Below are 24,732 nucleotides of genomic sequence, written 5' to 3' on the forward strand. Positions count from 1 at the left end.
GGGAGGGTAGCTTTGCTACAGCTATTAAGCAAATACTTAAAGCCTGTAAGCAGTTGGAGGGTGGCATATGGCACGTGCGGGAGTGACCGCGGAACGTCTGACTCAGGCGGCGGCGGACCTGGCCGACGAGATCGGCTTTCAGAACGTGACCGTCTCGGCGCTCGCACGCAGATTCGGGGTCAAGCCCGCGGCGCTGTACTCGCATATCAAGGACGCGCAGGACTTGAGGGCCAGGGTGGCGGTGCTGGCCCTGGCGGAGCTCGCCGACCGGGCCGCCGCCGCCCTGGCCGGCCGCGCCGGTAAAGATGCGCTGGTGGCCTTCGCCAACGTCTACAGGGACTATGCGAAAAAGCATCCGGGCAGGTACGCCGCGGCGCAGATCGAGCTTGACCCGGAGACGGCGGCAGCCAGCGCGGCGAGCCGGCACGCGGAGATGACGCGGGCGATCCTGCGCGGATATGAACTGTCGGAGCCCGATCAGACGGACGCCGTAAGGATGCTGGGAGGCATGTTCCACGGATACGTGAGCCTGGAGATGGCGGGCGGGTTCCGCCGCCACCCGCGCGAGGTCGACGCCTCATGGTCCAGAACCCTGGACGCCCTCGACGCCGTACTCAGAAACTGGCCGCCGGCCTGATGCCCGCAGAGGGAAGAGCCGCGCTTGAGTAGGGGTGTACTCAGGACGACGGTCCGGTGGCTGCCTAGCATCGGGGCATGTCAACTCCCCCCGTACTCGGTCTGGCCGCCGACCACGCGCTCGGCGCCGTCCGGGAGATGCCTGCCGTACGGGAATCCCTGCGGCAGAACCCGCTCACCCCTGCCCAGCGCGAGGTCATCGTCCGTGAGGCGTTGACCGTCGTGGACGGGCTCTACGCGCACCTGCTGCAGAAGCGCGCCATGTACGCCATCGACCCCGTCCAACGGCTGCGGCTGCTGCGCGCCAAGATCCCACAGCTGACTGACGAGGAGTTCCACACCGAGCTCTTCAGGATCTTCGCGCAGCTCCGCGACGGTCACACCGAGTACATCCTGCCCGCCCCCTACCAGGGCCCCGTGGCCTTTCTCGGCATCCTGCTGGAGCGGTGCTTCGAAGGCGGCAGACCACGCTGGATCGTCTCCAAGCGCTGGATCCGGTTGACAGGAGACCCGGAGCTCGTACCCGGGGTCGAGGTCACGCACTGGAACGGCTCGCCGATCGAGCTGGCCGTCGTCAGGCACGCCGAGCGCGAGTCCGGCGGCAACCAGGCCGCCAGGCACGCGCGCGGCCTGCAGAGCATGACGTTGCGGTCCTTCGTGTCCGGGGCGCTGCTCGACGAGGACTGGGTCGACCTCAGCTACCGAACGTCCAGTGGAACGGTCCGCGAGGTCCGGATCCCCTGGCGCGTCTTCGACTCGATCCAGGAGCTGCGCGAGTTCCTCAACCCGCCGGCCGAAGGACCGCTCAGCGTGGTGGGTTTCGACCTGCGCACCACGCTCGCCCAGAGGGTGCGCAAACAGCTGTTCGCCTCGGCCGCCGAGGACGACTTCGACCTGCGGCGTGACGAGTTGCAAGCGCGCATCCTGCAGACGCCTCAAGGTCCGATCGGGTATCTGCGCATCTTCTCCTTCCACATGACCGACCGGCTCGGGAACGGCGCCGTCGATGACATCATCGAGTTCATCAGCGACGTGGTCGACGTCCTGCCCCAGATGCCCAAGAACGGGCTCATCATCGACGTACGGGACAATGGCGGCGGCTTCGTCTTCGCGGCAGAGTTCCTGCTCCAGCTGCTCACGCCGCGGCCGATCGGCCCGGGCGTGACACAGTTCATCAGCACGCAGACGACCTCCCGCCTGGTCGAGGCGCTGGACGAGCTGTCGCCCTGGCGCGAGTCGATCCGCGAGTCGCTGCACACCGGCGCACAGTACTCGGCTGCGCTGCCGCTCATCCCCGCAGAGCTCGTCAACAGCGTGGGTCAGCTCTACCACGGCCTGGTCGTCCTCATCACCGACGCCCTCTGCTACAGCGCGACCGACATTTTCGCCGCCGGATTCCAGGACCACGCCATCGGTACCGTTCTCGGTGTGGACGAGGCCACTGGGGCCGGCGGCGCCGAGGTGCGCACGCACACGCAAATCAAGAAGGAATGGCCGCTCGGCCCGCTGACCGAACTGCCGGAGCTGGCCGACTTCCGGGTCTCGTTCCGGCGCAGTGTCCGGGTCGGCACCCACTTCGGTCAGATCCTGGAGGACTTCGGCGTTCGCCCGGACGAGCTCCATCGGCTGACCAGGCGTGACCTCCTGGAGGGCAACCCCGACCTGCTCGCCAAGGCCGCCGAGATCCTCCACAGAACCCCCTCGCGGACCATGGACGTCGGCGACATCACCATCACAGGCGCAGACGTCACCCTGACGCTCACCACCGAGCGGTTGACCGGCCTGGACGTCTACGCGAACGGGCGTCCGATCACGACGGCCGTCGTCCTCGACGGGATCAACGTGGTCTCCTTCACCCTGCCCGCGACGGAGGTCGTGGTGGTCAGGCTTGCGGGATTCCAGCAAGACGCGCTGGCCGCGGCCAGGAACCTGCGCTTCACCTCGACCCAGCCCGACGAGAAGCCCGTGTTCGTCTTCGACCCCGACCCGCTGGGCGGCCTGCCCCTCTCATGATCATCACCAGGATCAACGCCGTCCGCTGAACGGCGCCGCCGGGGCCGGTCTCGCGAGGAAGCCGCTCGGGCCGCTACGGGCGAGTGCCGGACTCGTCCTGGACCTCATGCGGATAGTGACCGTAGTGCCGTTGACGCCGGCGCTCGAAGTAGCCCAAGCCCACGAAGAATGTCCCGATGAAGGCCGCAATGCCGAGGCAGATGAACAAAGACGTCTGTGTCAGGGCGTTTTTCGCTCCAGCCATCGCACCAACCAACACGATGACGCCAAGGAGACCGCCGAAGGCAGGGCCAAGAATCAGCCCGAGGCGCACCGGATGGGCCGCAGAGAACCGCTGGCCGCGCTCGGGCTCAGCGCCGCCGCCCAAGAACGCATCTAATCGCCAGAACCAGTCCGCAAGGAGTCTCAACAGGCACACAGACAACCCTTTCATTCCTCCGGCGGGGATGCTCCAGCTCCAGTATGGATATCCAGGGCGGAGCGCTGGAGGTTCGTGCGGGTGCCGTCATTGTCGGGATCGTTATGATCGCGTCTGTGCGCATTCTCGCCGAAAACACGAACCTGCCCATCAGCAAGGCGATCCGCGACAAGGCACTCTGCTACATCGTCAGGGACGGGCGCCTCCTTGTCTTCCGGCACGTGGACTACAGCTTCGAGGAGGTCGGCATCCAGGTGCCCGCCGGCACCGTCAAGGCCGGGGAGGAGCCTGAGCAGGCCGCGCTCCGGGAAGCGCGGGAGGAGACCGGGCTGCGCGACTTCACCGTCGTCAGGAAGCTCGGCACGTACGAGTACGACATCACCCCGTACCGTCCCGAGATCCACCGCTGCCACGTCTTCCAGCTGGCCCTCCACCAGGAAACCCCCGACCGCTGGGCCAGCCGGGAAGAGAACGACGGAGTGGGGGAGCCGATCCGGTTCGAGTGCTTCTGGATCCCGCTGGAGCACGGCCACGTGCTGCAATCGGGCCAGGGGGCGCTCCTTTCGCGGCTCTTCGAGCATGAATCCTCGAATGCGTGAGATTCTCCTGCTTCCCGGCGGGCACTCCGCTCGGCCCCGGAGGAGGTCGTACGGCTGATCTTGCAGGATAGGAAATTCCGTTGACCGGATCACAGGTCGACGATCATGCTCGACGGATGCGCATGGACTTCTCGAGAATCTCCGCCGGCGACGGGGAAGCGCTCGCCGACTTCCTGGCCGGCGAAGAATGGCCTTACCACGCGGGCACGCAGGACCGCGAGACCGTGCGGCGGTTCGCCGCCCAGGGCCGCTACGACGACGGCGAGACGAGGACGTTCTGGGTGCTCGCGGACGGCGAGCGCGCGGGGCTGGTCAAGCTGCAGGACCTCGCCGACGACACACCCATGTTCGACCTGCGGGTACGGCAGGCGTGGCGCGGGCGCGGCCTCGGCACGGCGGCAGTGGCCTGGCTGACCCGCTACCTGTTCACCGAGCTGCCCGACGTGCTACGGATCGAGGGCACGACCCGCCAGGACAATCACGCGATGCGAGCGGTCTTCCGCAAGAGCGGGTACGCGAAGGAGTCGCACTACCGGGAGGCCTGGCCGGCCCCGGGCGGCACGCGGCACGACGCGGTCGGCTACGCGATCCTGCGCCGCGATTGGCTGTCCGGGACCGTCACCCCGCCTGACTGGAACGACGAGCCCGTAGCAGGCCTCACCTGAGCTCGAGGTTCACGCTGAGCCGGTGGCCGCGTCTCACCTGAGCTCGGAGCTCAGCAAGCCCATCATGAGGAAGTCGTGCCGTTTGCCCCGCGTGCGGAACGCCTCCCTGCGCCGCCCCTCCTCGACGAACCCCACCTTCGTGTACGCACGCACGGCCGCCGTATTGTCCGCCACCACCCACAGCGTCAGCCGGTGCAGGCCCATCTCCTCGAACGCGTACCGGCAGATCACCCGCAGGGCGTCGGTACCGTAGCCGCTACCCCAGCGGGAACGGTCGCCGATGGCGATGCTCTGGACCGTGGCCTCGCCGTGGCGGAAATCGGTCTCGCCGAGCACGACGTACCCGACCAGCTTCTGGTCGTCGAGCGCCTCGATGCCGAGGACCATCTCCTCGAAGGTGTTGCGCGGCCGGTTCTGGCCCTTCTCGATGTTCTGGGCGAGTGAGATGGGCGGCGAGTCGTCCATCCATCGGCCGACCTCGGAATCGTGGTACCAACGCCACATGTCCTCGCTGTCGGCCGGTTCCAGGGCTCGCAGGCGTACTCGTTCTCCGGTCAGCACCTAGGAGTTCTCCACTCTCGCGCGCACGGTCGCGCTGTCGGGTTCCAGGCCGGGGATGCGCGCCGCGATGAGGTCGTCGACGTTCATGAAGGCGACCAGGTTGCTCACCGCGTGGGCCGGGTCGGCCGTGATCTGGTCGATTTCAGCCTGTTTCTGCGCGTCCGTCGCGTCGGGGCCGATGTGCCAGACGCCTTTTCTCGCGATCATTTCGATGGCCGCGTCCCGCAGGGCCTGCGCGTCGGTGATCGACATGGTCATCGTGATCTCGACGTGGACATCCTGCCGCGTGTCTGAGTCGGACATGGTGGCCACCCTATTCGTCGGCGGTGAGCTGGAGTGCCGCCAGCTCTTTCCGTGACAGATAGCCGAGCTTGCGCAGGGCGCTGGAGATGTGGCTTTCGACCGTGCGCCTGGACAGGAACAGCTCGGTCGCGATCTCCTGGTTCGTCTTTCCTCCTGCGGCCAGCAGGGCCACCTCGCGTTCGCGGGACGACAGCGTCCGCCCGTGCGAGGGGCGGCCGCCCCGCCAGGGGTACGGGATGGACACGCCGTTCTGCCGCATGATCCGGGTGACACGGGCGATGTCCCGGTCGGCACGCAACGAACCGTACAAGCGCAGCGCGTCCTCCAGCAGGCGCCCGCCGTCCTCCAGCAGGCGCCCGCCGTCCTCCAGCAGGCGTCCGTGATCAGCCGCCGCGCGCTCGCACCGCCAGCGGCCCAGTCGCTCCGCGGCCAGGGCCTCCTCGTAACGCAGCCCGGCGTCCTTCAGCGTGGTACGCGCCGCGTCCAGCAGGCGGTCGGCCTCCTCCGCCGACCCGCCCGATCGGGCCAGCACGGCCCGGGCGGTCAGCAGAGCAGCCTGGGCCGGTGGCGCGTCGGCATCGGAGATCCCGGCCGCCAGCTCATCCACGAGCTCCGCCGCCCTGCCGGCTCCGCTGAGCGTGTCCGTCAGTGGAGTCCCGTCGAGCACTTCCAACGCGTCCACCAAGCACAGTACGGTCTCCGCGCCCCACACCCAGGCCCCCTTGGCGCGGACCTGGGCGAGCGCGGCGGTGGCGTGCCCGGCCGCGCCTGCCGCGTCGCCCAGCGTCAACAGCAACCGCGACAGCACCGTCCTGGCGGGGATGAGCGGCCACACGGCGCCCACCCGCTCGGCGACGGCGATCACCTGGCCCAGGCAGGAGACGGCTTCCTCGGCGGGTCCCGTCGCGGCGAGCAGCGTGCCATGCAGCAGTCGCGAGTCCAGGGACGCGGCGGCGAAGGTGGCCGCCGCACCGCTCAGGCGGCGCAGCCGGTCGGCCAGGCCATCCCACCGCCCGGCGGCATGGTCCACGGCGGCGGTGACGAGCTCGACGACCTCCGCCACCCGCAGGTATCCGGCCTGGTCGGCGACGTGGCGCCCCTCGGCCAGGAGGGCCTCCGCGCGCTGAAGCCGGCCGATGTGCAGCGCGGCCTGGGCCCAGTTGAGGCAGGCGCGGGCATGTTCCCGCGGCGCCGTACGCAGGCGGTCGTCATGCAACAAGTCGTCGATCAGCCGCCAGCTGGCCGGGTCGCCCTGCTCCAGCAGGAGCGAGGCACGCGCGATGCGTACCGCGATGGCGGCGTCGGGGTCGCCGCTGCGCCGGGCGGCCTCTTCGGCCTGGTCGCAGCGGGCGGCGTGCTCGGTGACATGCCGGTCCACGACGGTCTCCGGCGCGGCGAGCACGGCCAGCGCCCGGCTCAACAGCCGGGGCCGATCGCCGAGATCGGGCACTGCCTCCTCGATCCGCAGGTAGCCCGCCCGGGCCTCGCCGTGCTGGCGCAGCAGGCGGCCGAGGGCGAAGCACAACTCCCCGCGTAGGGGGGCAGGCAGGGGTTCGGTCGTCAGCAGGCGTTCGAGTATCGGCACGGCCTCGGCGTGGGCCAGCCCGTCCACCGCGGCCCGGCCCAGCTTGACGGCCAGCCGTACCCGGGCCTCGCGGGACAGCTCACCGACCTCCAGCGCTTGGAGCAGGAACCGGGCGGCCGTGGCGTCGTCTCCGTGGGAGAGCGCCGTGCCGGCCGCCGCCTCGGCGTTGTCCACGAACTCCGCGGTGCGGCCGGCGTGCCGGAAATGATGGGCGAGCCTGGCCACCGGCCGCGGACCCGGCCCCGACTCCAGGGCTCGGGCGGTCTTGAGGTGCAGCCAGCGGCGGGTGGACACGGGCACGGACTCGTACACGATTTGCCGGGCCAGCGCGTGGCGGAACCGGCACTGCCCGTCCTCCTCGTGCAGCAGCCCCACCGCCTGCGCCGCGGCGAGGGCCCGGGCGATCCGCGCGGCGTCGCGGCCGGTGACCTCGGCGAGGATGCGCTCGTCGGGCGTCGTGCCGAGGACGGCGGCGGCCCCGAGGATCTCCTGGGCGGCGTCGTCGAGGGTGGACAGGCGCTGCAGCACCACGTCCCGTAGCACGGTGGGGACCGCCAGGTCGGCCAGCATGTCGGGGCGGCCGGGGATCTCGCCGGCGGGCAGCCGCTCCAGGAGCGTGCGGAGGACCTCCTCGACGACGAACGGGATGCCGCCGGTCTTCTCGTACAGGGAGGCCGCGAACGTGCGGGGAAGCTCGGCCTGCAGGATGTTCGCGGCAAGCTGCTCCACCTCGGGCGGGCCGAGCGGGCTGAGGCTGACGAACCGCGATGTGGCGCGGGCGAGCGCCCCGCGGAGCGGGAGCCGGCCGTGGTCGGTACGGGCGGTGAGGATCACCGAGAGGCCGCGCGGCTGGTGGGAGGCCAGGAAGGCGAGGAAGTCGTGGGTGCCGCCGTCGGCCCAGTGCACGTCCTCCAGTACGAGGACCAGCGGGCTCAGATGCTCCAGCAGGGCCACGGCCGCACGGAACACGCGATGCCGCTCGGCCCGCTGGTCGGGGAGCGCCGGAAGGGGCGGCGGCAGGTGCTCGGCGATCTCCGGCAGCAGCGGCGCCAGCGCGCCGGTCACCGGGTTGAGCGGACAAGCCCTGGCCAGCTCGTCTCCTGCCAGGCGGAAGGAGTCGAGCAATGGCGACAGCGGCAGGGGCTCCTGGAGTTGCTCACACTGGCCCACGAGCCTGCGGGTCCCGGCCAGGCCCGATAACAGCTCCGCGACCAGGCGGCTCTTGCCGATGCCCGCTTCCCCCTCGATCAGGGTGAGCGACGGCGGGGCGGCGATGACCGTGTGGAGGAGCGCGAGCTCGGTTCGGCGGCCAATGAGCACGATCAACACGCTATCGGATGCCACAAAAATCCGTATACGGTACGGATGCCGCCCAATACGCACGTCATTAGCCTCGGTGATCATCCGCGTGATCCGCGGAGCGTGCGAAGGGGCGAGATGGTCTTGTCTGAATCTCCTGGTAGACGATGGTCGGCGGCGTTAGCACTGACCGGATTGATGGCGACCGGGATGAGCGTCCCGGCCGCTGCGGAAACCGGCTCGGAGGAACAGAAAACTTACATAGTTCAAATGTCCCTGGACCCCGTTGTGACCTACGAGGGAGACGTAGCCGGGCTGCCGAGGACCAAACCGAAGCAGGGCGAGAAGATCGATTCCCGCTCCGCCGAGGTGAGCAAGTACGTCGACCACGTCAAGCGCCGGCACGACGAGGCGTTGAAGAAGGCGGGCGGCGGCAAGAAACTCTACGAGTACGTCTACTCCTACGAAGGCTTCGCGGCCAAGCTGACCCAGTCCCAGGCCGCGCAGTTGCGGGCGATGCCCGAGGTCGTGGCCGTGACCGAGGACAAGAAGGTGTCGATCCAGACGTCCTCGACTCCGTCCTTCCTGGGCCTCGACGCCCGCGACGGCTTGTGGCGGAAACTCGGCGGGACCAAGGACGCCGGCGAGGGCCTGGTCATCGGCGTGATCGACAGTGGCATCTGGCCGGACGGCAAGAGCTTCGCCGACCCTGACGGCAGCGGCAAGAAGTTCGGCCCGGTTCGCGGCTTCCAGGGCACGTGCGAGACGGGTGCCGACGACTCGTGGAGCGCCGAGAAGTGCTCAGGAAAGCTGATCTCGGCTCGGCACTACAGCGCCGCATGGGGCGGCGACGAGTGGATCAAGAAGTTGCTGCCGTGGGAGTTCCTCTCGCCGCGCGACTACAACGGGCACGGCACGCACGTGGCCTCGACGGCCGGCGGCAACCACGACGTGCCCGTGACCGGGGCGGCCGCGGGCTTCGGATCGATCAGTGGCATCGCGCCGCGCGCCAGGATCGCCGCCTACAAGGCGCTCTGGTCGGAGCAGGACGCGAGCACCGCGTACGGCTACAACTCGGACCTGGTCGCCGCCATCGACCAGGCGGTGGCGGACGGCGTCGACGTCATCAACTACTCCGTCTCGGGCACGAGCACCGACTTCCTAGACCCGGTGGAGATGGCGTTTCTGGCCGCGGCCGAGGCCGGCGTCTTCGTCGCGGCGGCCGGCGGCAACAGCGGCCCGACCGCCTCCACCGTGGCACACCCGTCCCCGTGGGTCACCACGGTGGCGGCCGGCACGCACAACAGGGCCACGCAGGGCGCGGTGACGCTCGGCAGCGGCGCCGCGTACAGCGGGGCGTCGCTGGCGGCCACCAAGGCCGGTCCCACGCCGCTCATCGACGCCACTGCCGCCGGGGTGGCGGGTGCCGACCCGACGCGGGTGGCACAGTGCTACGCCGCCAGGGACAACGGCGGCAAGGCGGTCCTCGACCCGGCGAAGGTCAAGGGCAAGATCGTCGTCTGTGACCGGGGCATGACGCCCAGGGTCAACAAGAGCATCGCTGTCGCCGAGGCAGGCGGCATCGGCATGATCCTGACGAACGTCGACGAGAACTCGATCAACGCCGACCTGCACGCCGTCCCCACTGTGCACCTGGCCGTCAAGGACCGCCAGGCCGTCAAGGACCATGCGGCCGCCGACGGCGCGACCGCGACGATCGAGCAGGCCACGATCAACGACGACGCCCCGGCGCCGTACGTTGCCGAGTTCTCCTCCCGCGGGCCGCTGAGCGCGGGCGGTGGCGACGTGCTGAAGCCCGACGTGACCGCCCCCGGCCAGGACATCCTGGCGGCGGTGGCGCCGCCGGGCCACGCCGGGCAGGAGTTCGACCTGTCCAGCGGGACGTCCATGGCCTCCCCGCACGTCGCCGGGCTGGCCGCGTTGCTGAAGGACCTGCACCCCGGCTGGTCGCCCATGGCGATCAAGTCGGCGCTCATGACGACAGGGCGCGACGTGCTCGACGGCGCCCACCCGTTCGCGCAGGGCGCCGGCCACGTCACCCCGAACAACGCCGCCGACCCCGGCCTGGTCTACGACAGCGACATCAAGGACTGGATCTCCTTCCTCTGCGGTACCACCAAGGGCGTCGAGAAGGAGGTCTGTGACGCGTTGGCGAAGCAGGGGCACTCGCTCGACCCGAGTGACCTGAATGCCCCGTCGATCGCCATCGGCCGGATGGCCGGAACGCAGAAGGTGACTCGCGAGGTCACCAACGTCGGCCGCTCGACCAGCACGTACACCGCATCGGTGACCGGGCTGAGCGGCATCACGGTCAAGGTCACCCCGGACAAGCTCAAGTTGCGCGCAGGCGAGACCAAGTCGTTCACGGTGGAGTTCGCCCGGGACACCGCTCCCATGAACGCCTACCAGAGCGGGCAGCTCACCTGGAAGGACAACCGTCACACCGTACGCGCCCCGCTCCTGGTGCGCCCGGCCGCGGAGAAATGGGCCGCCACGTTCGGCGCCGCCGGCGGTAGGGACTCCGCCGAGCTCATCGCCCTCGATCCGAAGGGCAAGCGCGTCTACGTGACCGGGATGAGCTACGGATCCACACCTGGTCTGCTCAAACCACAGATCGCCACCGTCGCCTACGACGCGGGCACGGGTGCCGAATTGTGGAGCAAGGCGTACACGGCGGCGGGGATCTGGGAGGAGGCACACGCGATAGAGGTGAGCCCCGACGGCGGCAAGCTCTTCGTCGTCGGTGACAGCACCGGCACGGAGACCGGCAGCGACGCCGTCACGATCGCCTACGACGCCGCGACGGGCCAGGAGCTCTGGACCGCCCGGCACACCGGCACCGCCGACGCCTCCTCCGCCGGCGACAGCGGCAACGCGGCCGTGGTCAGCCCGGACGGCAAGAGCATTTACGTAGCCGGCATGACCACTCTGGGCGAGTCCGCCGATTCGGACTACTTCACGGTCGCATACGACGTGAACACCGGCGAGCGCCAGTGGCTGGCGCACTACGACGCTGCGGGGCCGCACGTCGACACCGCGGGGGTGATCGCGGTGACCCCGGACGGGTCCAAGGTCTTCGTCAGCGGCCAGAGCAGCGGCGAGGAAGGCACCGGTCTGTCCGACTGGGGCACCGTCGCATACGACGCGAGCACGGGTCGGCAGCTGTGGACGGCCCAGCACGACGGCCCCGCGCATGGAAGCGACGTCCCCTCCGCCATGGCCGTGTCCGGCACGAGCATCTTCCTCACGGGGAGCAGCGTGGACCCCGGCACGCAGACCGACATGACGACCATCGCCTACGACATCGCCACAGGAAAGGAGATGTGGGCCGACCGCTACGACGGCCCAGCACACGGCAGTGACAACGCGCAGGACATCACCGTGGCGTCCGGCAAGGTGTACGTCACCGGCAACACCGAGGGCGTGGGCACAGGATCGGACTTCACCACCATCGCCTACGACGCCGCGACCGGCCAGAGATCCTGGACGCAGCGCCACAACGGCAAGGCCGGCAACGAGGACACCGCCTGGGACGTGGCCGTGACCCCGGACGGCAGCAAGGTCGTCATCGCCGGCCACGTCGGCAACGAGATGGCCGTGGGCACCGACTACGTGACCATGGCCTACGACGCGGCGACCGGCGCGCCGGTCTGGACGGGCGACTACGACGGCCCGATGGGGGCGGCGGACAGCCCGTCCGCCCTTGCCGTGGACGCGGACGCCGAGGCCGGGGTGCGGATCTTCGTGACCGGGTCGACCGCGACAGGCGGGACCCCGCCGGACATGCTGGACATGGACTTCGGCACGGTGGCGTACTTCGAACCCTGGAAGACGCCCTGACATGAAGCTCTGACATAAACCCGCGCCCCTGGCCCGCTCTTCCCGGGCCAGGGGCGCCTTCGTGCTGTCAAAGCCAGCCAATGCCAGTTTCAAATGCGACTACAGCGGGTAAGGCCGACGTTAAAATTCTGAGCTGCCTGATACTCAGGAGCCACAGATGTCCCGTATCACGCTCACGCCCGCCGCTCGTGAAGCGCTGCACGACGACGAAGTGGTGTTCTTCGACTGGCACGTGACCGGCCTCTGCTGCGCGGACGCCGGGGAATTCTCCGTCAGGCCGCTGCGCCGCTCCCGGCTCCCCAAGCGGGCACGCAGCCTCGAAACCGATCTGGTGTACGCGCATCCGACCGCCTGGGTGCACCTGGCCGAGCTTCCGGTCACGATCGACTGCCGTCCGCTGTGGCGCTGGCGGCGCTTCACCACCGATCTGCCGCCGGACGCCGGACTGCGCTGCTGTCTCGGGCGCCCTCTATATGGCTCTCAGCACAGGAGGTAACCGGTGAAGTTGCGCTCGATCATCATCTGGACGGTGGTCGCCGTCGTGGGCGCCACCGGGTGGGCGGTGCTCGCTCTGTCCAGAGGCGAGGATGTGAACGCGGTGTGGTTGCTCTGCGCCGCGCTCGGCTCGTACGCCATCGCCTACCGGTTCTATGCCCGCTTCATCGTCCGCAAGGTGCTGCGGGCCGACGACCGGAGGGCCACTCCGGCCGAGCGGCTCGACAACGGCATCGACTACCAGCCGACGGACCGGCGGATCCTGTTCGGGCACCACTTCGCCGCCATCGCCGGGGCCGGGCCGCTGGTCGGTCCCGTGCTGGCCGCTCAGATGGGTTATCTGCCCGGGACCATCTGGATCATCGCGGGCGTGATCTTCGCCGGGGCCGTGCAGGACATGGTGATCCTGTTCTTCTCCATGCGGCGCAACGGCCGCAGCCTCGGCCAGATGGCCCGCGAGGAGATCGGTCCCGTCGGCGGGGCGGCGGCGCTCATCGCGGTCTTCGCCATCATGATCATCCTGCTGGCCGTGCTGGCGCTGGTCGTGGTCAACGCGCTCGCGCAGTCGCCGTGGGGCGTCTTCTCCATCGCGATGACCATCCCCATCGCCCTGTTCATGGGCTTCTACCTGCGGGTGATCCGGCCCGGCAGGGTCGTCGAGACCACCGTGATCGGGGTCGCGCTGCTGATTCTGTCGATCGTGGCCGGCGGCTGGGTGCAGGAGTCCAGCTGGGCGCCGTTCTTCACGCTGAGCCCGTCAGCGCTGGCCTTGTGGCTGATCGCGTACGGCTTCGTCGCCGCCGTGCTGCCCGTGTGGATGCTGCTCGCGCCGCGTGACTACCTGTCCACGTTCATGAAGATCGGCACGATCGCGCTGATCGCGATCGGCATCGCCATCACGATGCCGCCGCTGCAGACCACCGCGTTCACCGACTTCGCCTTCAGCGGCAAGGGGCCGGTCTTCGCGGGCTCGTTGTTCCCGTTCGTGTTCATCATCATCGCCTGCGGGGCGTTGTCGGGGTTCCACTCGCTGATCTCCTCCGGCACGACGCCCAAGATGATCCAGAAGGAGACGCAGGTCCGGATGATCGGGTACGGCTCCATGCTCATGGAGTCGTTCGTCGCCATCATGGCGATCACCGCGGCCTGCGTGCTGACGCCGGGGCTCTACTTCGCGATGAACTCCCCGGCCGGAGTCGTCGGGGCGACCGTGCAGACCGCTTCCCAGGCGGTCACGAACATGGGCTTCGTGATCACACCCGAGGAACTGCAGGCTGCGGCGGCGGCCGTACAGGAGGAGACGCTGATCGCCCGGACGGGGGGCGCGCCCACGCTGGCCGTGGGCATCTCGCAGATCTTCTCCGGGTTCCTCGGGGGAGCGGGGCTCCAGGCGTTCTGGTACCACTTCGCGATCATGTTCGAAGCCTTGTTCATCCTCACCACCGTGGACGCGGGCACCCGGGTGGGGCGGTTCATGCTCCAGGACACGATCGGCAACCTGTGGAAGCCGATGGCGCGGGTGAGCTGGTGGCCGGGGCTGGTGGCCTCCAGCGCGGTGGTCGTGGCGGCCTGGGGATACTTCCTCTACCAGGGCGTCAACGACCCACTCGGCGGCATCAACCAGCTGTTCCCGCTCTTCGGCATCGCCAACCAGTTGCTGGCCGCGGTCGCGCTCACCGTGGGCACGACCCTGCTGATCAAGAGTGGGCGGCTGAAATGGGCCTGGGTGACGGCGGTGCCGCTGGCCTGGGACGTGGCCGTGACGCTGACGGCCAGCTACCAGAAGGTGTTCTCGCCCGACCCGGGGCTCGGCTTCTTCGCCCAGCGTGACCGCTACCAGGCGGCGCTCGACCAAGGCCAGCTGCTCGCGCCCGCCAAGTCCATGGACGCGATGCAGCAAATCGTGATCAACTCCACCGTGGACGGCATCTTGGCAGCGTTGTTCGCCATCATGATCATCATCGTCATCCTGGACGCGGCCCGCGTCTGGGTGAAGGCGATCAGGACACGGGAGCCGCTGCCGACGACTGAGGCGCCGTTCGAGGAGTCGACGCTCGTGGCACCGTCCGGGCTCATCCCCACCCGCGAGGAACGCGAGATGATGGCTAAAACTCCTGGATGATGCGGCTCAGCGTGGCGTTCAGCTCGGCGAGACCGTCCTCGCCGAGCAACGCCGCCACCCGGCGCTCCACCTCGTCGATGGCGGCATAGCCGATCTTCAGCGCGTCATCGCCCCGCTCGGTGAAGACGATCAGCTTGGCACGGCGGTCGGCCGGGTCGGGCACCCGGCGCAGGTAGCCCAGCCGCTCCAGGTCGTCCACCAACGCCCCCATGGCCTGGGGGGTCATCTGGGCCTTTTCGGCGAGCCTGCTCAACCGGATGCCTTTGTGCTCCATGTGGAAGAACACCGCCGAGTGCGCGGGCCGGACGTTCGCGTCGTACGCCCTGCCTGCCTCCTGCACGACGTTCTGCAGACGCAGGTACGCCTCGTACAGCAGGGCCACTACGTGCGGCGGATGAGTGGCGGCCACGGGTCTTCTCCCAATTGCTAAGGATGCCTTATATTAAGGCTACCTTAGCAATTGGGAGTGTGCGATGCACCAGGAAGAGATCTGGGCTGCCCTCGAGATCGAGCGGCGCGGCCTGGCCGACCTGCTCGACTCGCTGCCGGAGCAGGACTGGGAGCGGCCGTCGCTGTGTGCCGGGTGGCGGGTCCGCGACGTGGCCGCCCACCTGGCGATCGCCACCCGGGTGAACCTCGCGTGGGGGCTGGTCGAGTTCGTCAAGGCACGCGGCAACTTCAACCGCATGGTCCATGACTCGGCCGTACGGCACGCGAGGCTGCCGATCGGTGAGATCGTCGCGCAGGTGCGCGAGTCGGCCGGCTCACGCCGCCGGGCACCCTCGACCAAGCCGCTCGACCCGCTGTTCGACGCGCTCGTCCACGGCCAGGACATCACGGTGCCGCTCGGCATCGAGCGCGCCATGCCGCACGTTCCGGCCCGCGCCTGCGCCACCCACATCTGGGAGCGCGGCTTCCCCTTCCATCCGCAGCGGCGGCTGCGCGGGCTCCGGCTCGTGGCCACCGACGTGGACTGGACGGTCGGGGCGGGCGAGGTGGTGGAGGGTTCCATCCAGGCGCTGCTCCTGCTGCTGAGCGGGCGCCCGGCCGCGCTGCCGAGCCTCACCGGGGCCGGCACGGCGGCGCTGACCACGCGCCTGCCATAGCGGTCAGGGGGCGAGCCACTCCGCAGTGGGCCAGGTCTCGCGCCGCCAGGCGCTGTCCCAGAACATCCACTCGTACGCCGCCGCCGTGCAGTACGCCTCGGTCATGGCCTGTCTGGTCGCCGGATCCGTGGTGGCGGCCAGCCGGTCGGCGATGGTCTTTGCCTGCTGGACGGACGCCGCGAACCCTGGGTCCGAATAGGTATCGATCCACTTCCGGTACGGGTGGTCCGGCACGTCACCAGTGCGCCCCAGCAGCGCCGTGCCGACGTCCTGGTAGATCCAGAAGCACGGCAGCACCGCCGCGGCCAGCACGGGATACGGCGCGGCGAGTGCCGTGGCCTGCAGGAACGACGCGTACGCCAGGCAGGTCGGCGACGTGGCGATGGCGGCCACTTCGGCGTCGAGCATTAGTTCCTTGACGTAGCCGGCGTGCAGCAGGCGCTCGGCCGCCAGCGCGGTGTGCGCGCTCTGGGCGAAGAACGCCGCGTCCGCCGGGTCGGTGGCCCGCGCCGACGCCGTGGCCAGCGCCTTGGAGAACGCCTCCAGGTAGCGGCCGTCCTGCACGATGTAGAACGCGAACCGGTCGCGCTCGAGCGTGCCGTCGCCGAGCGCGACGTTGAAGGGGTGGTCGTGGATGGCTTTCATCAGCTCGGCCGTGCGCAGCCACATGTCATCGCAGAACATGACGTCCCTTCGCTAGTGCGAGCTAGAGCAGGTTCGACGGGTGTGATCTCAGCCCGGACGTCCGGGCACCCCGCGTCAACGCGGCCCACTGTAACAAAGGGCTCACTCGCGCAGCTCGGGCGGGAAGCCGGTCCAGCGGAGCTCGGCGGGCAGGTGCCCCATGTCGTTGAAGAAGAGCACGGAGGACGGGCGGTCGGGTGCGTACCGGATGACGGTCAGGGCGGCGTTGCAGTGGTTGAGGCCGAGCCAGCGCCATTCCGGGGCGTCCAGCGCGGCGCGGACGAGCCAGCCGATGAGGAAGTTGTGCGTGACCACCAGCTCGTGCCGGGTTCCGTCCGCCACGGGACCCGTGAACGCACGCTCGGCCTCGGCGGCGAGGGCCGGGCCGCGGTCGCGTTCGTCCGCGGGGAACTGGGCGACGAACCCGAGGAGACGGTCGGCGTACTCGGGGGCGAGTTCCTCCTTGCGCGGCAGGTACGGGATGTAGTCGCCGGCGGCCTCGGAGGCGTGCACGGGGACGCCGGGAAGGTGCTCGCCGATCAGCCGGGCGGTCTGTGTCGTCCGGGGGAGCGGGCCGTGGTGGATGGCGGCGAAGGGCACTTCCCGCAGGCGTGCGCCTAGCAGCGCGGCCTGGCGGCGGCCATCGCCGGTCAGGGCGTGGCCGTCCGGCGTGGCTTCGCCGTGGCGGGCGAGATACAGGTAACGGGTCATGGTCTCGCCCATTCTTCCCCTATATGGTGAGGCGGGTGAGCAGCGATGAGACGCGCGACGGGGTGGCCCTGAGCAACCTCGACCAACCGCTGTTCGACGGGGCGGACGCCACCAAGCGCGACCTGGTCGACTACCTCGACGCGGTCGCCGACCGGATCATCCCGGTCCTGCGTGACCGCGCGCTCTCGGTCATCCGGGTACGCCCGGGGCAGGATCCCTTCATGCAGAAGAACCTGCCGAAATACGCCCCCGAATGGGTGAAGCGGTTCTCCGTTTGGGCCGAGGCGTCCCGCCGGCAGGTGACCTACGCCGTGTGCGACGACCGGCGTACGCTGCTGTGGTTCGCCAACCAGCGGGCGGTCGAGTACCACCCGTCGCTGTTCGCCGGCGACCAGCCGACGCACATGGTGCTCGACCTCGACCCGCCAGAAGGCAGCGAGTCCTTCCAACTGGCCGTGCGGGCCGCGTTCCTGGTCCGCCAGGCGCTGGAGGACTGTGGGCTGGCGGGCGCGGTGAAGACCAGCGGGGCCAAGGGCGTGCATGTGTTCGTCCCCGTGGTGGCGGGGACCGCTGTGGATGACCTGGCCGCGGCCACCCGCGCGCTGGGCGCCCGCGCCGAGCGGGTGGATCCGGCGCTGGCCACCACGGCGTTCATCCGCGAGGATCGCGCGGGCAAGGTGTTCATCGACTCCACGAGGGCGGGCGGCGCCACGGTCGTGGCCGCGTACAGCCCGCGCGTGCGGCCCGGCGCGCCCGTGTCCTTCCCTGTGCCCTGGTCGGATCTCGACCGGGTGTCGGCGCGCGACTTCACCGTGCACACCGCGGCCGGGCTGCTCAAGGACGCCGACCCGTGGGCCGAGGCGATGCCCGCACCGCAGCGGCTCCCGGCCGACCTGATCGAGGAGGGGCACACGATCCCGATCGCCCGCGTGCAGGCGATGCACGAGGGCAAGCGCCGCGCACGTGCCCGCCGCGACGCCGAGTAGGAGGTGGCGCGGTGCGACAGCGCTGGACGTGGACCTGGCGTTAGGAACGTACGACGCGATCGGATCGCAGACCGGCCACCACCGCCTCCGGTTTGTCGGCGAAGAAGCTGATCGTGGTGGCCTCCGCGCGGCGGCCGAGCGGGCGGAGGAACGCGACCGGCTCGGTCAGCTCGATCGTCACGTTGGTCCGGGACGCGACCGCCACCCTCACGTGCCCGTTCTTGACCGAAACCATGCTGCCCTCGTTGTCGTTGCGGCTCGTGCGCACGGCGGCGATGCGCTCCCGGGGTACGCGCAGGTCGAGGTAGGCGCCGTACCTGATGCGCAGCTCGTCAGCGGTGATCACATGCGGCCGGGTGACGCTGGCCGCGGCCAGCATGACTCCGAACAGCAGCCCGTACACATCGCCGATCAGCACCGTGAACCGAATCCACGCGGGCACACCGGTCGCGACGAGCAGCACGTCGACGACCACGGTCTCGACCGCCATGGCGAACAACATCAGCGACAGCGTGAACGTCTGCTCCTTCGCGTACGTCGCTACGGACGCGCCCCCGGGCACGCCGTGCCGGCGGCGAAAGATCCACAATCCTATGCTGGCCAGGCCCTTGAGCTCGAACCCCAAGATCCGTAGCGCGGCTTTGAGCATCGCAGTCCTTTCCCTCGGCGCCGGTCACCTCCGATTGGACACGTTGACGTCGCGTGAAGGTCAAGCCGAGAGGATCCCAGGGGGTCGCGCGACTGGAGAAGCCAGCAGCGCGGGGACGGCATCTTCCCCGGAATGCCGTCCCCGGCTGGGCCACCCTCGGGTCCTGTCCGAGGGTGCCGGCGCACGGAAGGGCCAGACTGTGACGCCGGTCGGCCTCCATGGGTTTCCGAACTTCCCGAGGCCGCAGAACTCATCGTGCGGACGCTTCCTGTAGATGTGAATCACCGGTGAGCACAGGCGGCGCCTAGTTGTCCACTTTTGACCTGCCCGAGCAGGATCCAGTGATTTCATGGCAGAGCTTCAACTCGCCCTATCCCTCCTGCTTGTGCGGATGTGCGATCTCGGGTACGCGACCCCGACGGCCACGGCAATGAGCTGTTCACCGCCGTGCCAGACCTTTCGTGCATTCCTTTGAACCCGGGTCCGGCGGACGGCGTACAACGTGGCGGTAAACGGCGCTCGCCGATGGCCGGGGCAGAGGCTCACCTGGGCGAACATCGGCGCGCCCACCTCGTGCGAATCAACCGGCACTGGGGATGGCGATGGAATTTCAGTGGACTTCAGCCGGGATCGACGCCCCTCATCGTGGTGCCGTCGCCACTCTGGGCGATGCGGCGCCCGGCCGGTCCTTTCACGGCCGCGAAGTCGACGGATGGAACGCAGGCAGGGCTTTGCAACCGCACGATTACCTGGGAAGCGGCCGGCCGCTCGGCGACGTCGTGAGGGCGGCCGGGCCGGTCAAGGGTGAGGCGCTCTACCGGATCGCGCTGGGCAGCGCCACCACCATGGCCCGGCTGCATCTGGCCGGGATCGCAGGGCTGCGGCTGCACCCGGGGAACGTCATGATCGGGGCGCACGGGCAGGCGTACTTCGCGGCGGGGCCGCGCGACAGTGAGTTCCCCTCGCGCGACGTGCGTGACTGGGCCGATGTGATCGTGTTCGCGGCGACCGGGCGGTGGGCGGGGGAGGGCGCGGAGCCCTACCTCGACCGGCTGCTCCCTGCGCTGCGCGCGGTGGTCGACGAGTGCCGGCAGGCCGACCCGGGTTCGCGCCCGACGGCTGTGGAGCTGGTGAGCATCCTGCTCGGCCATTCCGCGGCCGTCTCCCGCGGGAGCGTGGACGACCTGCTGCGTGAGGCCGAGAGCCGGCTCAGGCCGGCCGAGCCCCCTTCTTACGAGGCGACGCTCGTGTCCACGCCGCTCTGGCGGAAGCCGGTGTTCCTCGCCGGGCTGGCGCTCGGTGTGTCGATCGTCGTGGTCGCGGTCGTCCTGATCTCCGGGGCGGCGCGGGAGCTCGGCTGGCAGGACGTGCTCGGCACCGGCTCCGCCGTCACCTCGACATCGAGCTCGGAGGAGGCGCCGGATCGCGGATCGTGGTCCGAATGATCATAATCCCCTCTCCAGGGGATGTGGCCCGATTTATCGTTTGAATCTAGCTGTACGACCAGAGGGGCAAAGTACATGGTCGCCGCCCCCGCTGCTGGCTACAGTATGAATTCCTATATCGGTGCAGATGTTGCATGGTCGATATTTCACGATATCGGGCAGCGCGAGGAGCGCGCGTGAATCACCGCGTAACCGACGAAGCCATGGTTCGAGCCCTCTACCGCGAATACGGCGCCTCCCTGATGGCCTTCGCCATCCGGCTGACGGGCGGCGATCGGCGCTGGGCCGAGGACGTCGTGCAGGAGACCCTGGTCCGCGCCTGGCGCAACCTCCACGATCTCCGTACCGACTCGGGCTCGCTCATGCCCTGGCTGGCGACCGTCGCGCGCCGCGTCGTCATCGACGACCGCCGCCGCTCCGGCACGCGCCCCCTGGACACCGTCGAAGAGATCCCCGAACGGGTCCAGCCCGTGGCCGCCGAGGACGAGCGCTTATTACGCGAGATCGTCGTGACCGACGCGATGCTCTCGTTGTCCCCGGCCCACCGGCAGGTCCTCACGGAGACCTTCCTGCTCGACCGCACGATCCAGGAGGCGGCGGAGACGATCGGCGTGCCCGTCGGCACGGTGAAGTCCCGCGTGTACTACGCCATGCGTGCCTTGCGCGTCGCATTGGAGGAAAGGGGGGTGATGTTGCCGTGACGGAGGCGCATCACACTAAGGAAAGGGGGGTGGTGCAGCCATGACCGAGGTGCATCACGAAGACGTGGCCGCGTACGCGCTCGGCCTGCTCGACGAGGACGAGCGGGCGGCCTTCGAACGCCATCTGGCAGGCTGCGCCAGCTGCGCCGGCGAGGTGGGGGCGTTCGCCGAGATGGGGCAGCTGATCAGGGGGGTGCACCCGGACGACCTCCTGCCGAATCCGCCGGACCCCCAAGTCGAGTCGCTTCTGGTACGCCGCGCCGCCGCCGAACGCCGGCGCCGCGGCTTCCATCGCACGATCATGACCGCCGCCGCCTGTGTCCTGATCGCGGCCGGCGTCTTCCTGGCCGTCAATTCGGTCACCGGCGCCCCCAACCCCGACAGCATCCATGGCCCGGCCCGCGAGCTGCTCATGACCGGCAGCACGTACTCCGCCACCGATCCGGCCACCGGCACCAGCGCCGTCGTCGGCTTGGAGGACAAGGGCTGGGGCACCCATGTCGCGCTGGAGCTCAAGGGCGTCAAGGGCCCGCTGCAGTGCCGCCTGCTCGCGGTCGGCGACGACGGCCGCTCCGAGGTCGTGTCCAGCTGGGGTGTCCCCGACAAGGGGTACGGCGTGCCCGGCTCCCCCGACCCCCTGGTGTTGCACGGCGGCACCAGCCTTCCGCAGGACGACCTCAACCACTTCACGATCGAGACCTTCGACGGCAGGACGCTGGCGACGATCACGGTGTAATACCTGCATGCGCATCGACCTGCACAGCCACAGCAACGCCTCCGACGGCACACAGCCCCCGGGCGACGTGGTGCGCCGGGCCCGTGAGCGGGGCCTCGACGTGCTCGCGCTGACCGATCATGACACCGTGGCCGGGCATCGCGCGGCGATCGAGGCGCTGCCTGCGGGGCTGACGTTCGTGCCGGGCATGGAGCTGTCGTGCCGGCGCGCCGGGCAGAGCATCCACCTGCTCGCGTACCTGTTCGACCCGCTGGAGCCCGAGCTGCGGGCGGAGTGCGTACGCATCAGGGAGGCCCGCGAGCTGCGTGGGCGGCTGACCGTGGAGCGGCTGGTCGAGCTGGGCGTGCCGGTCACTTGGGAGCAGGTGTCCGAGCTGGCCGCGGGCGGGCCGGTCGGGCGCCCGCACATCGCCCGCGCCATGGTGGCCGCCGGGGCGATCGCCGCGCCCGAGCTGGCGTTCACGCCGGAGTGGATCGGGACGGGCGGCCGCGCCTATGTCTCCCGTTACGCGCTGGACCCCGAGGAGGCGGTCCGGTTGGTACGCGCCGCGGGCGGGGTCCCGGTGCTTGCCCATCCGAAGGCGGCCAAGCGTGGCAAGGTCGTGCCCGACGAATGGATCGCCGAGCTGGCGGTGGCCGGGCTGTTCGGGGTCGAGGCCGATCACCTGGACCACGACGAGGTCGCCCGGGCCCACGTCCGTGCCCTTGCGGGAGAGCTCGGGCTGGCGGTGACCGGGTCGAGCGACGACCACGGCGAGCTGACCGGCCACCGGCTGGGCTGCGAGACGACGGCGCCGGAGGTCTACGAACTCCTGGTGGCCGAGGCGACGGGCGCCACGCCCGTCACGTCACCTCACTCCGGCTTCTGAGGCGCGGCGAAGTGGGTGCTGAACCAGTCGCGGGCGTGCCCGGCCACCGCCTCCAGCGCGCCCGGCTCCTCGAACAGGTGGGTGGCGCCGGGCACGATGGTCAGCCGGCTCTCGGTCCGCAGGCGCCGCTGCGCCTCCTCGTTCAGCTCCACCACCACCGGGTCCCTGCCGCCCACGATGAGCAACGTCGGCGCCCGTACGGCCGCCAGCCGCGGCCCGGCGAGGTCCGGACGCCCGCCACGGGAGACGATCGCCGCGATCGTGTTGGTGGGCTCGGCCGCCGCCCACAACGCCGCGGCGGCTCCGGTGCTCGCGCCGAAATACCCGATCGGCAGCCCCGCCGCCTCCGGCTGCTCCAGTACCCAGCTCGTCCGCTGCAGCAACCGCTCGGCCAGCAGCCCGATGTCGAACACGTTCGCCCGATCGGCCTCCTCCTCCGGCGTGAGCAGGTCGAACAGCAACGTGCCAAGCCCCGCCTGGTTGAGCACGCCGGCCACGTACCGGTTGCGCGGGCTGAGCCGGCTGCTCCCGCTGCCGTGCACGAACACCACGACCCCCTGAGCGGCATCAGGAACGACCAGATCGCCTGACACGTGCCACACCTCCCCACTGCCATGCCGCTACCCCCGTAAGCCCAGCTCTACCCTGGCCTCATGGCAGTGCAACCGGAGCCGGACTGTTGGTCGCACCCGCACCTCGAGGTCCGGCCCTCGGCCGTCGCCGGCGACGGCCTGTTCGCCACGGCCGCCATCCCGGCCGGCACCGTCGTGTCACGGCTCGGCGGACGCCTGGTCACCTGGGCGGAGCTCCAGGACCTGTTCGCTGACCCCGGCATCCCGTATGTCGACACCATCGCCGGGCACGGTGACCTCCACTTGGTTCTGCCGCCGGGCCGGCCGATCGGCAAGAGCAACCACAGCTGCGACCCGAACCTGTGGTGGGTGGCCCCGTACACCCTGGTCGCCCGCCGTGACCTCCGACCGGGCGAGGAGGTCACGAACGACTACGCCACCAGCACCGCCGCGCCCGACTTCGCCATGGAGTGCCGGTGCGGCACGGCGCTCTGCCGGGGCCTGATCACCGGCGCCGACTGGCGGCGCGCCGACCTCCGGCGGCGTTATGGCGACCACTGGACCCCGGCACTGCTCACACTCATCCGGGCGGAGCGTGCCTGACGACCTTGGCATACTGCTCGGATGTCGGATTTTGCCGAGTTTCGTACCAGGGGACGTGCCGCCCTCTTGTCCGGCCGGGCCACCCATGACCTGCCCATGGTCGAGGGCGCCAGGCGCTGGGGCGCCGCGGTCGTGCTCCGCCCCGAAGGCGAGATCGTCGACCGCCTCACGGACCTGGCCGCGACCATCCAGGCCCCTGGCCATTGGGTGCACGGCGGCCGGACCCTGCACGTCACGCTCAGGTCCCTGGAGCCGTATCGCGACCGCATCCCCGCGGACGACCCCCTGCGCCGGACGTACGCGCGGGCCCTGACCGAGGCCGCCACCGGTCTCCCGCCGGCGAAGGTCCGCCTGAAAGGGGTGAGCCCGCATCGGGGCGGCGTGCTGGCGTACGGTCACCCGGAGGACGACACCCTGGCCACGTTGTGGAAGCGCTTCGCCCACGCCATGGAGAGCCGCGGCGTGCGGGACCTGGAGCACGGCCGGATCCGCGACCGCTGGTACGTGAGCCTGGTCCACTTCGCCGGCCCGCTGCGCAACCCGCGCGAGATCGTCGAGTGGTGCGACGCCCACGTCGGCGCCGAGTTCGGCGTGGCCGAGCTGACCTCGGCGGAGGTCGTGCAGTTCGTCCTCACGGGCCAGGGGATCCGGGTCAGGTCCCTGGAGCGGGCAGGCCTGGGCGGAGAGAGCGACGGGGTGTCACCCGGCCCCATTCCTGGGTGACACCCCGCCGCCGCCTGAAGGTCAGCCGAGCACCAACGCCGTGACGAACTGCAGCACGTGCCAGGCCACGTAGGCGCCGGCCGACCAGAACGCCCACTCCTTGCTCCGCTGGACCCTGGACACCCAGCGAAGCCCGGCGACCGGCTCCTCGGGCGTGCGGATGGTCTTCGCCGTCATGGCCGCGGCGGCCAGCCAGGTGAGCCCCGACACGGCGACCAGTCCGAACGACAGCGCCCGCAGGAGGTCGCCGGGCGCCTCGTCGAAGGGCAGCTGCCTGAGCCAGAAGGCCATCACGCCGGCGAGCAGCGCGACGGTGATCCGTCTGTCTTTACGGGCTTGTCGCTTGAGCCACTTCAAATCTCGTCGTACTTGATTCTTGAGCATTCGGATC

25 protein-coding genes and 1 riboswitch are annotated in these 24,732 nt (G+C 69.8%); of the genes, 16 read left to right on the forward strand and 9 right to left on the reverse strand.

Features of this window, described 5'->3' with window-relative positions:
• Positions 1 to 67: 67 nt before the first annotated feature.
• The 5 genes from ACTWPT_RS51025 (at position 68) to ACTWPT_RS51045 (ending at position 4,331) form a co-directional block, all read left to right on the forward strand.
• Entirely contained in the window at positions 68 to 637 is a 570-nt protein-coding gene (locus ACTWPT_RS51025) for a TetR/AcrR family transcriptional regulator (protein ID WP_443184813.1), read from the forward strand.
• A 77-nt stretch (positions 638 to 714) separates the two neighbouring features.
• On the forward strand, positions 715 to 2,649 hold the full coding sequence (locus tag ACTWPT_RS51030) for a S41 family peptidase (RefSeq protein WP_443184814.1): 1,935 nt from the start codon (positions 715 to 717) through the stop codon (positions 2,647 to 2,649).
• 106 nt (positions 2,650 to 2,755) lie between these two features.
• Positions 2,756 to 3,028: a hypothetical protein gene (locus tag ACTWPT_RS51035; protein ID WP_443184815.1), complete on the forward strand. Its 273-nt coding sequence runs from the start codon at positions 2,756 to 2,758 to the stop codon at positions 3,026 to 3,028.
• A gap of 155 nt (positions 3,029 to 3,183) precedes the next feature.
• On the forward strand, positions 3,184 to 3,666 hold the full coding sequence (locus ACTWPT_RS51040; protein WP_443184816.1) for an NUDIX hydrolase: 483 nt from the start codon (positions 3,184 to 3,186) through the stop codon (positions 3,664 to 3,666).
• Between the two features lie 122 nt (positions 3,667 to 3,788).
• Positions 3,789 to 4,331: a GNAT family N-acetyltransferase gene (locus ACTWPT_RS51045; RefSeq protein WP_443184817.1), complete on the forward strand. Its 543-nt coding sequence runs from the start codon at positions 3,789 to 3,791 to the stop codon at positions 4,329 to 4,331.
• A 33-nt stretch (positions 4,332 to 4,364) separates the two neighbouring features.
• Here ACTWPT_RS51045 and ACTWPT_RS51050 read toward each other — a convergent pair whose 3' ends face one another.
• The 3 genes from ACTWPT_RS51050 to ACTWPT_RS51060 are packed head-to-tail and all read right to left on the reverse strand — an operon-like array spanning position 4,365 to position 8,100.
• On the reverse strand, positions 4,365 to 4,892 hold the full coding sequence (locus tag ACTWPT_RS51050) for a GNAT family N-acetyltransferase (RefSeq protein WP_443184818.1): 528 nt from the start codon (positions 4,890 to 4,892) through the stop codon (positions 4,365 to 4,367).
• Complete coding sequence (locus ACTWPT_RS51055) at positions 4,893 to 5,195, reverse strand: hypothetical protein (protein WP_443184819.1); 303 nt, start codon at positions 5,193 to 5,195, stop codon at positions 4,893 to 4,895.
• A gap of 10 nt (positions 5,196 to 5,205) precedes the next feature.
• Positions 5,206 to 8,100 (reverse strand): ATP-binding protein, encoded by a 2,895-nt coding sequence (locus ACTWPT_RS51060; protein ID WP_443184820.1) that lies wholly within the window; start codon positions 8,098 to 8,100, stop codon positions 5,206 to 5,208.
• A 189-nt stretch (positions 8,101 to 8,289) separates the two neighbouring features.
• On the opposite strand from ACTWPT_RS51060, the gene ACTWPT_RS51065 reads away from it, so the two are divergent.
• From ACTWPT_RS51065 to ACTWPT_RS51075, 3 genes are all read left to right on the forward strand, one after another.
• Entirely contained in the window at positions 8,290 to 11,940 is a 3,651-nt protein-coding gene (locus ACTWPT_RS51065; RefSeq protein WP_443184821.1) for a S8 family serine peptidase, read from the forward strand.
• A 157-nt stretch (positions 11,941 to 12,097) separates the two neighbouring features.
• Positions 12,098 to 12,436, forward strand: coding sequence for a hypothetical protein (locus ACTWPT_RS51070; protein ID WP_443184822.1), 339 nt, complete (start codon positions 12,098 to 12,100; stop codon positions 12,434 to 12,436).
• Positions 12,437 to 12,439: 3 nt separating this feature from the next.
• A complete protein-coding gene (locus tag ACTWPT_RS51075; protein WP_443184823.1) occupies positions 12,440 to 14,557 on the forward strand; it encodes a carbon starvation CstA family protein in 2,118 nt (705 codons plus the stop codon).
• On the opposite strand, the gene ACTWPT_RS51080 is transcribed toward ACTWPT_RS51075, so the two are convergent.
• Positions 14,541 to 14,966 carry a MarR family winged helix-turn-helix transcriptional regulator gene (locus ACTWPT_RS51080; protein ID WP_443184824.1) on the reverse strand — a complete coding sequence of 142 codons (426 nt, stop codon included), beginning with the start codon at positions 14,964 to 14,966 and terminating at the stop codon, positions 14,541 to 14,543. The two genes, ACTWPT_RS51075 and ACTWPT_RS51080, sit on opposite strands and share 17 nt — an antisense overlap.
• Before the next feature lie 64 nt (positions 14,967 to 15,030).
• Here ACTWPT_RS51080 and ACTWPT_RS51085 point away from each other — a divergent pair, with 64 nt between their 5' ends.
• A complete protein-coding gene (locus tag ACTWPT_RS51085; RefSeq protein WP_443184825.1) occupies positions 15,031 to 15,663 on the forward strand; it encodes a maleylpyruvate isomerase family mycothiol-dependent enzyme in 633 nt (210 codons plus the stop codon).
• A 3-nt stretch (positions 15,664 to 15,666) separates the two neighbouring features.
• Here ACTWPT_RS51085 and ACTWPT_RS51090 read toward each other — a convergent pair whose 3' ends face one another.
• Both ACTWPT_RS51090 and ACTWPT_RS51095 read right to left on the reverse strand, forming a co-directional pair.
• Positions 15,667 to 16,347 (reverse strand): TenA family protein, encoded by a 681-nt coding sequence (locus ACTWPT_RS51090; RefSeq protein WP_443184826.1) that lies wholly within the window; start codon positions 16,345 to 16,347, stop codon positions 15,667 to 15,669.
• Positions 16,335 to 16,430, reverse strand: a riboswitch (TPP riboswitch). (Overlaps the previous gene by 13 nt.)
• 19 nt (positions 16,431 to 16,449) lie before the next feature.
• Positions 16,450 to 17,070, reverse strand: a complete 621-nt coding sequence (locus tag ACTWPT_RS51095) for a histidine phosphatase family protein (RefSeq protein ID WP_443184827.1) — start codon at positions 17,068 to 17,070, stop codon at positions 16,450 to 16,452.
• A 23-nt stretch (positions 17,071 to 17,093) separates the two neighbouring features.
• Here ACTWPT_RS51095 and ACTWPT_RS51100 point away from each other — a divergent pair, with 23 nt between their 5' ends.
• Positions 17,094 to 18,044: a DNA polymerase domain-containing protein gene (locus ACTWPT_RS51100; protein ID WP_443184828.1), complete on the forward strand. Its 951-nt coding sequence runs from the start codon at positions 17,094 to 17,096 to the stop codon at positions 18,042 to 18,044.
• 40 nt (positions 18,045 to 18,084) lie between these two features.
• Here ACTWPT_RS51100 and ACTWPT_RS51105 read toward each other — a convergent pair whose 3' ends face one another.
• Positions 18,085 to 18,693 (reverse strand): hypothetical protein, encoded by a 609-nt coding sequence (locus tag ACTWPT_RS51105; protein WP_443184829.1) that lies wholly within the window; start codon positions 18,691 to 18,693, stop codon positions 18,085 to 18,087.
• Positions 18,694 to 19,424: 731 nt separating this feature from the next.
• On the opposite strand from ACTWPT_RS51105, the gene ACTWPT_RS51110 reads away from it, so the two are divergent.
• From ACTWPT_RS51110 to ACTWPT_RS51125, 4 genes are all read left to right on the forward strand, one after another.
• Positions 19,425 to 20,138 carry a hypothetical protein gene (locus ACTWPT_RS51110; protein WP_443184830.1) on the forward strand — a complete coding sequence of 238 codons (714 nt, stop codon included), beginning with the start codon at positions 19,425 to 19,427 and terminating at the stop codon, positions 20,136 to 20,138.
• A gap of 176 nt (positions 20,139 to 20,314) precedes the next feature.
• The gene (locus ACTWPT_RS51115) at positions 20,315 to 20,839 is read left to right on the forward strand and encodes a sigma-70 family RNA polymerase sigma factor (RefSeq protein WP_246148869.1); all 525 of its coding nucleotides are present in this window, start codon (positions 20,315 to 20,317) and stop codon (positions 20,837 to 20,839) included.
• Between the two features lie 40 nt (positions 20,840 to 20,879).
• Positions 20,880 to 21,575, forward strand: a complete 696-nt coding sequence (locus tag ACTWPT_RS51120) for an anti-sigma factor family protein (protein WP_443184831.1) — start codon at positions 20,880 to 20,882, stop codon at positions 21,573 to 21,575.
• A 7-nt stretch (positions 21,576 to 21,582) separates the two neighbouring features.
• Positions 21,583 to 22,443, forward strand: a complete 861-nt coding sequence (locus ACTWPT_RS51125; protein ID WP_443184832.1) for a PHP domain-containing protein — start codon at positions 21,583 to 21,585, stop codon at positions 22,441 to 22,443.
• On the opposite strand, the gene ACTWPT_RS51130 is transcribed toward ACTWPT_RS51125, so the two are convergent.
• Positions 22,428 to 23,036 (reverse strand): dienelactone hydrolase family protein, encoded by a 609-nt coding sequence (locus tag ACTWPT_RS51130; protein WP_443184833.1) that lies wholly within the window; start codon positions 23,034 to 23,036, stop codon positions 22,428 to 22,430. The two genes, ACTWPT_RS51125 and ACTWPT_RS51130, sit on opposite strands and share 16 nt — an antisense overlap.
• A gap of 60 nt (positions 23,037 to 23,096) precedes the next feature.
• On the opposite strand from ACTWPT_RS51130, the gene ACTWPT_RS51135 reads away from it, so the two are divergent.
• On the forward strand, positions 23,097 to 23,618 hold the full coding sequence (locus ACTWPT_RS51135) for an SET domain-containing protein (protein WP_443184834.1): 522 nt from the start codon (positions 23,097 to 23,099) through the stop codon (positions 23,616 to 23,618).
• A 21-nt stretch (positions 23,619 to 23,639) separates the two neighbouring features.
• Positions 23,640 to 24,341, forward strand: a complete 702-nt coding sequence (locus ACTWPT_RS51140) for a 2'-5' RNA ligase family protein (RefSeq protein ID WP_443184835.1) — start codon at positions 23,640 to 23,642, stop codon at positions 24,339 to 24,341.
• 21 nt (positions 24,342 to 24,362) lie between these two features.
• Here the strand turns inward: ACTWPT_RS51140 and ACTWPT_RS51145 are convergent, their stop codons facing one another.
• Positions 24,363 to 24,725: a hypothetical protein gene (locus ACTWPT_RS51145; protein ID WP_443184836.1), complete on the reverse strand. Its 363-nt coding sequence runs from the start codon at positions 24,723 to 24,725 to the stop codon at positions 24,363 to 24,365.
• Positions 24,726 to 24,732 lie beyond the last annotated feature (7 nt).

It is taken from the genome of Nonomuraea sp. 3N208 (assembly GCF_052245935.1).
Taxonomy (GTDB): Bacteria; Actinomycetota; Actinomycetes; order Streptosporangiales; family Streptosporangiaceae; genus Nonomuraea.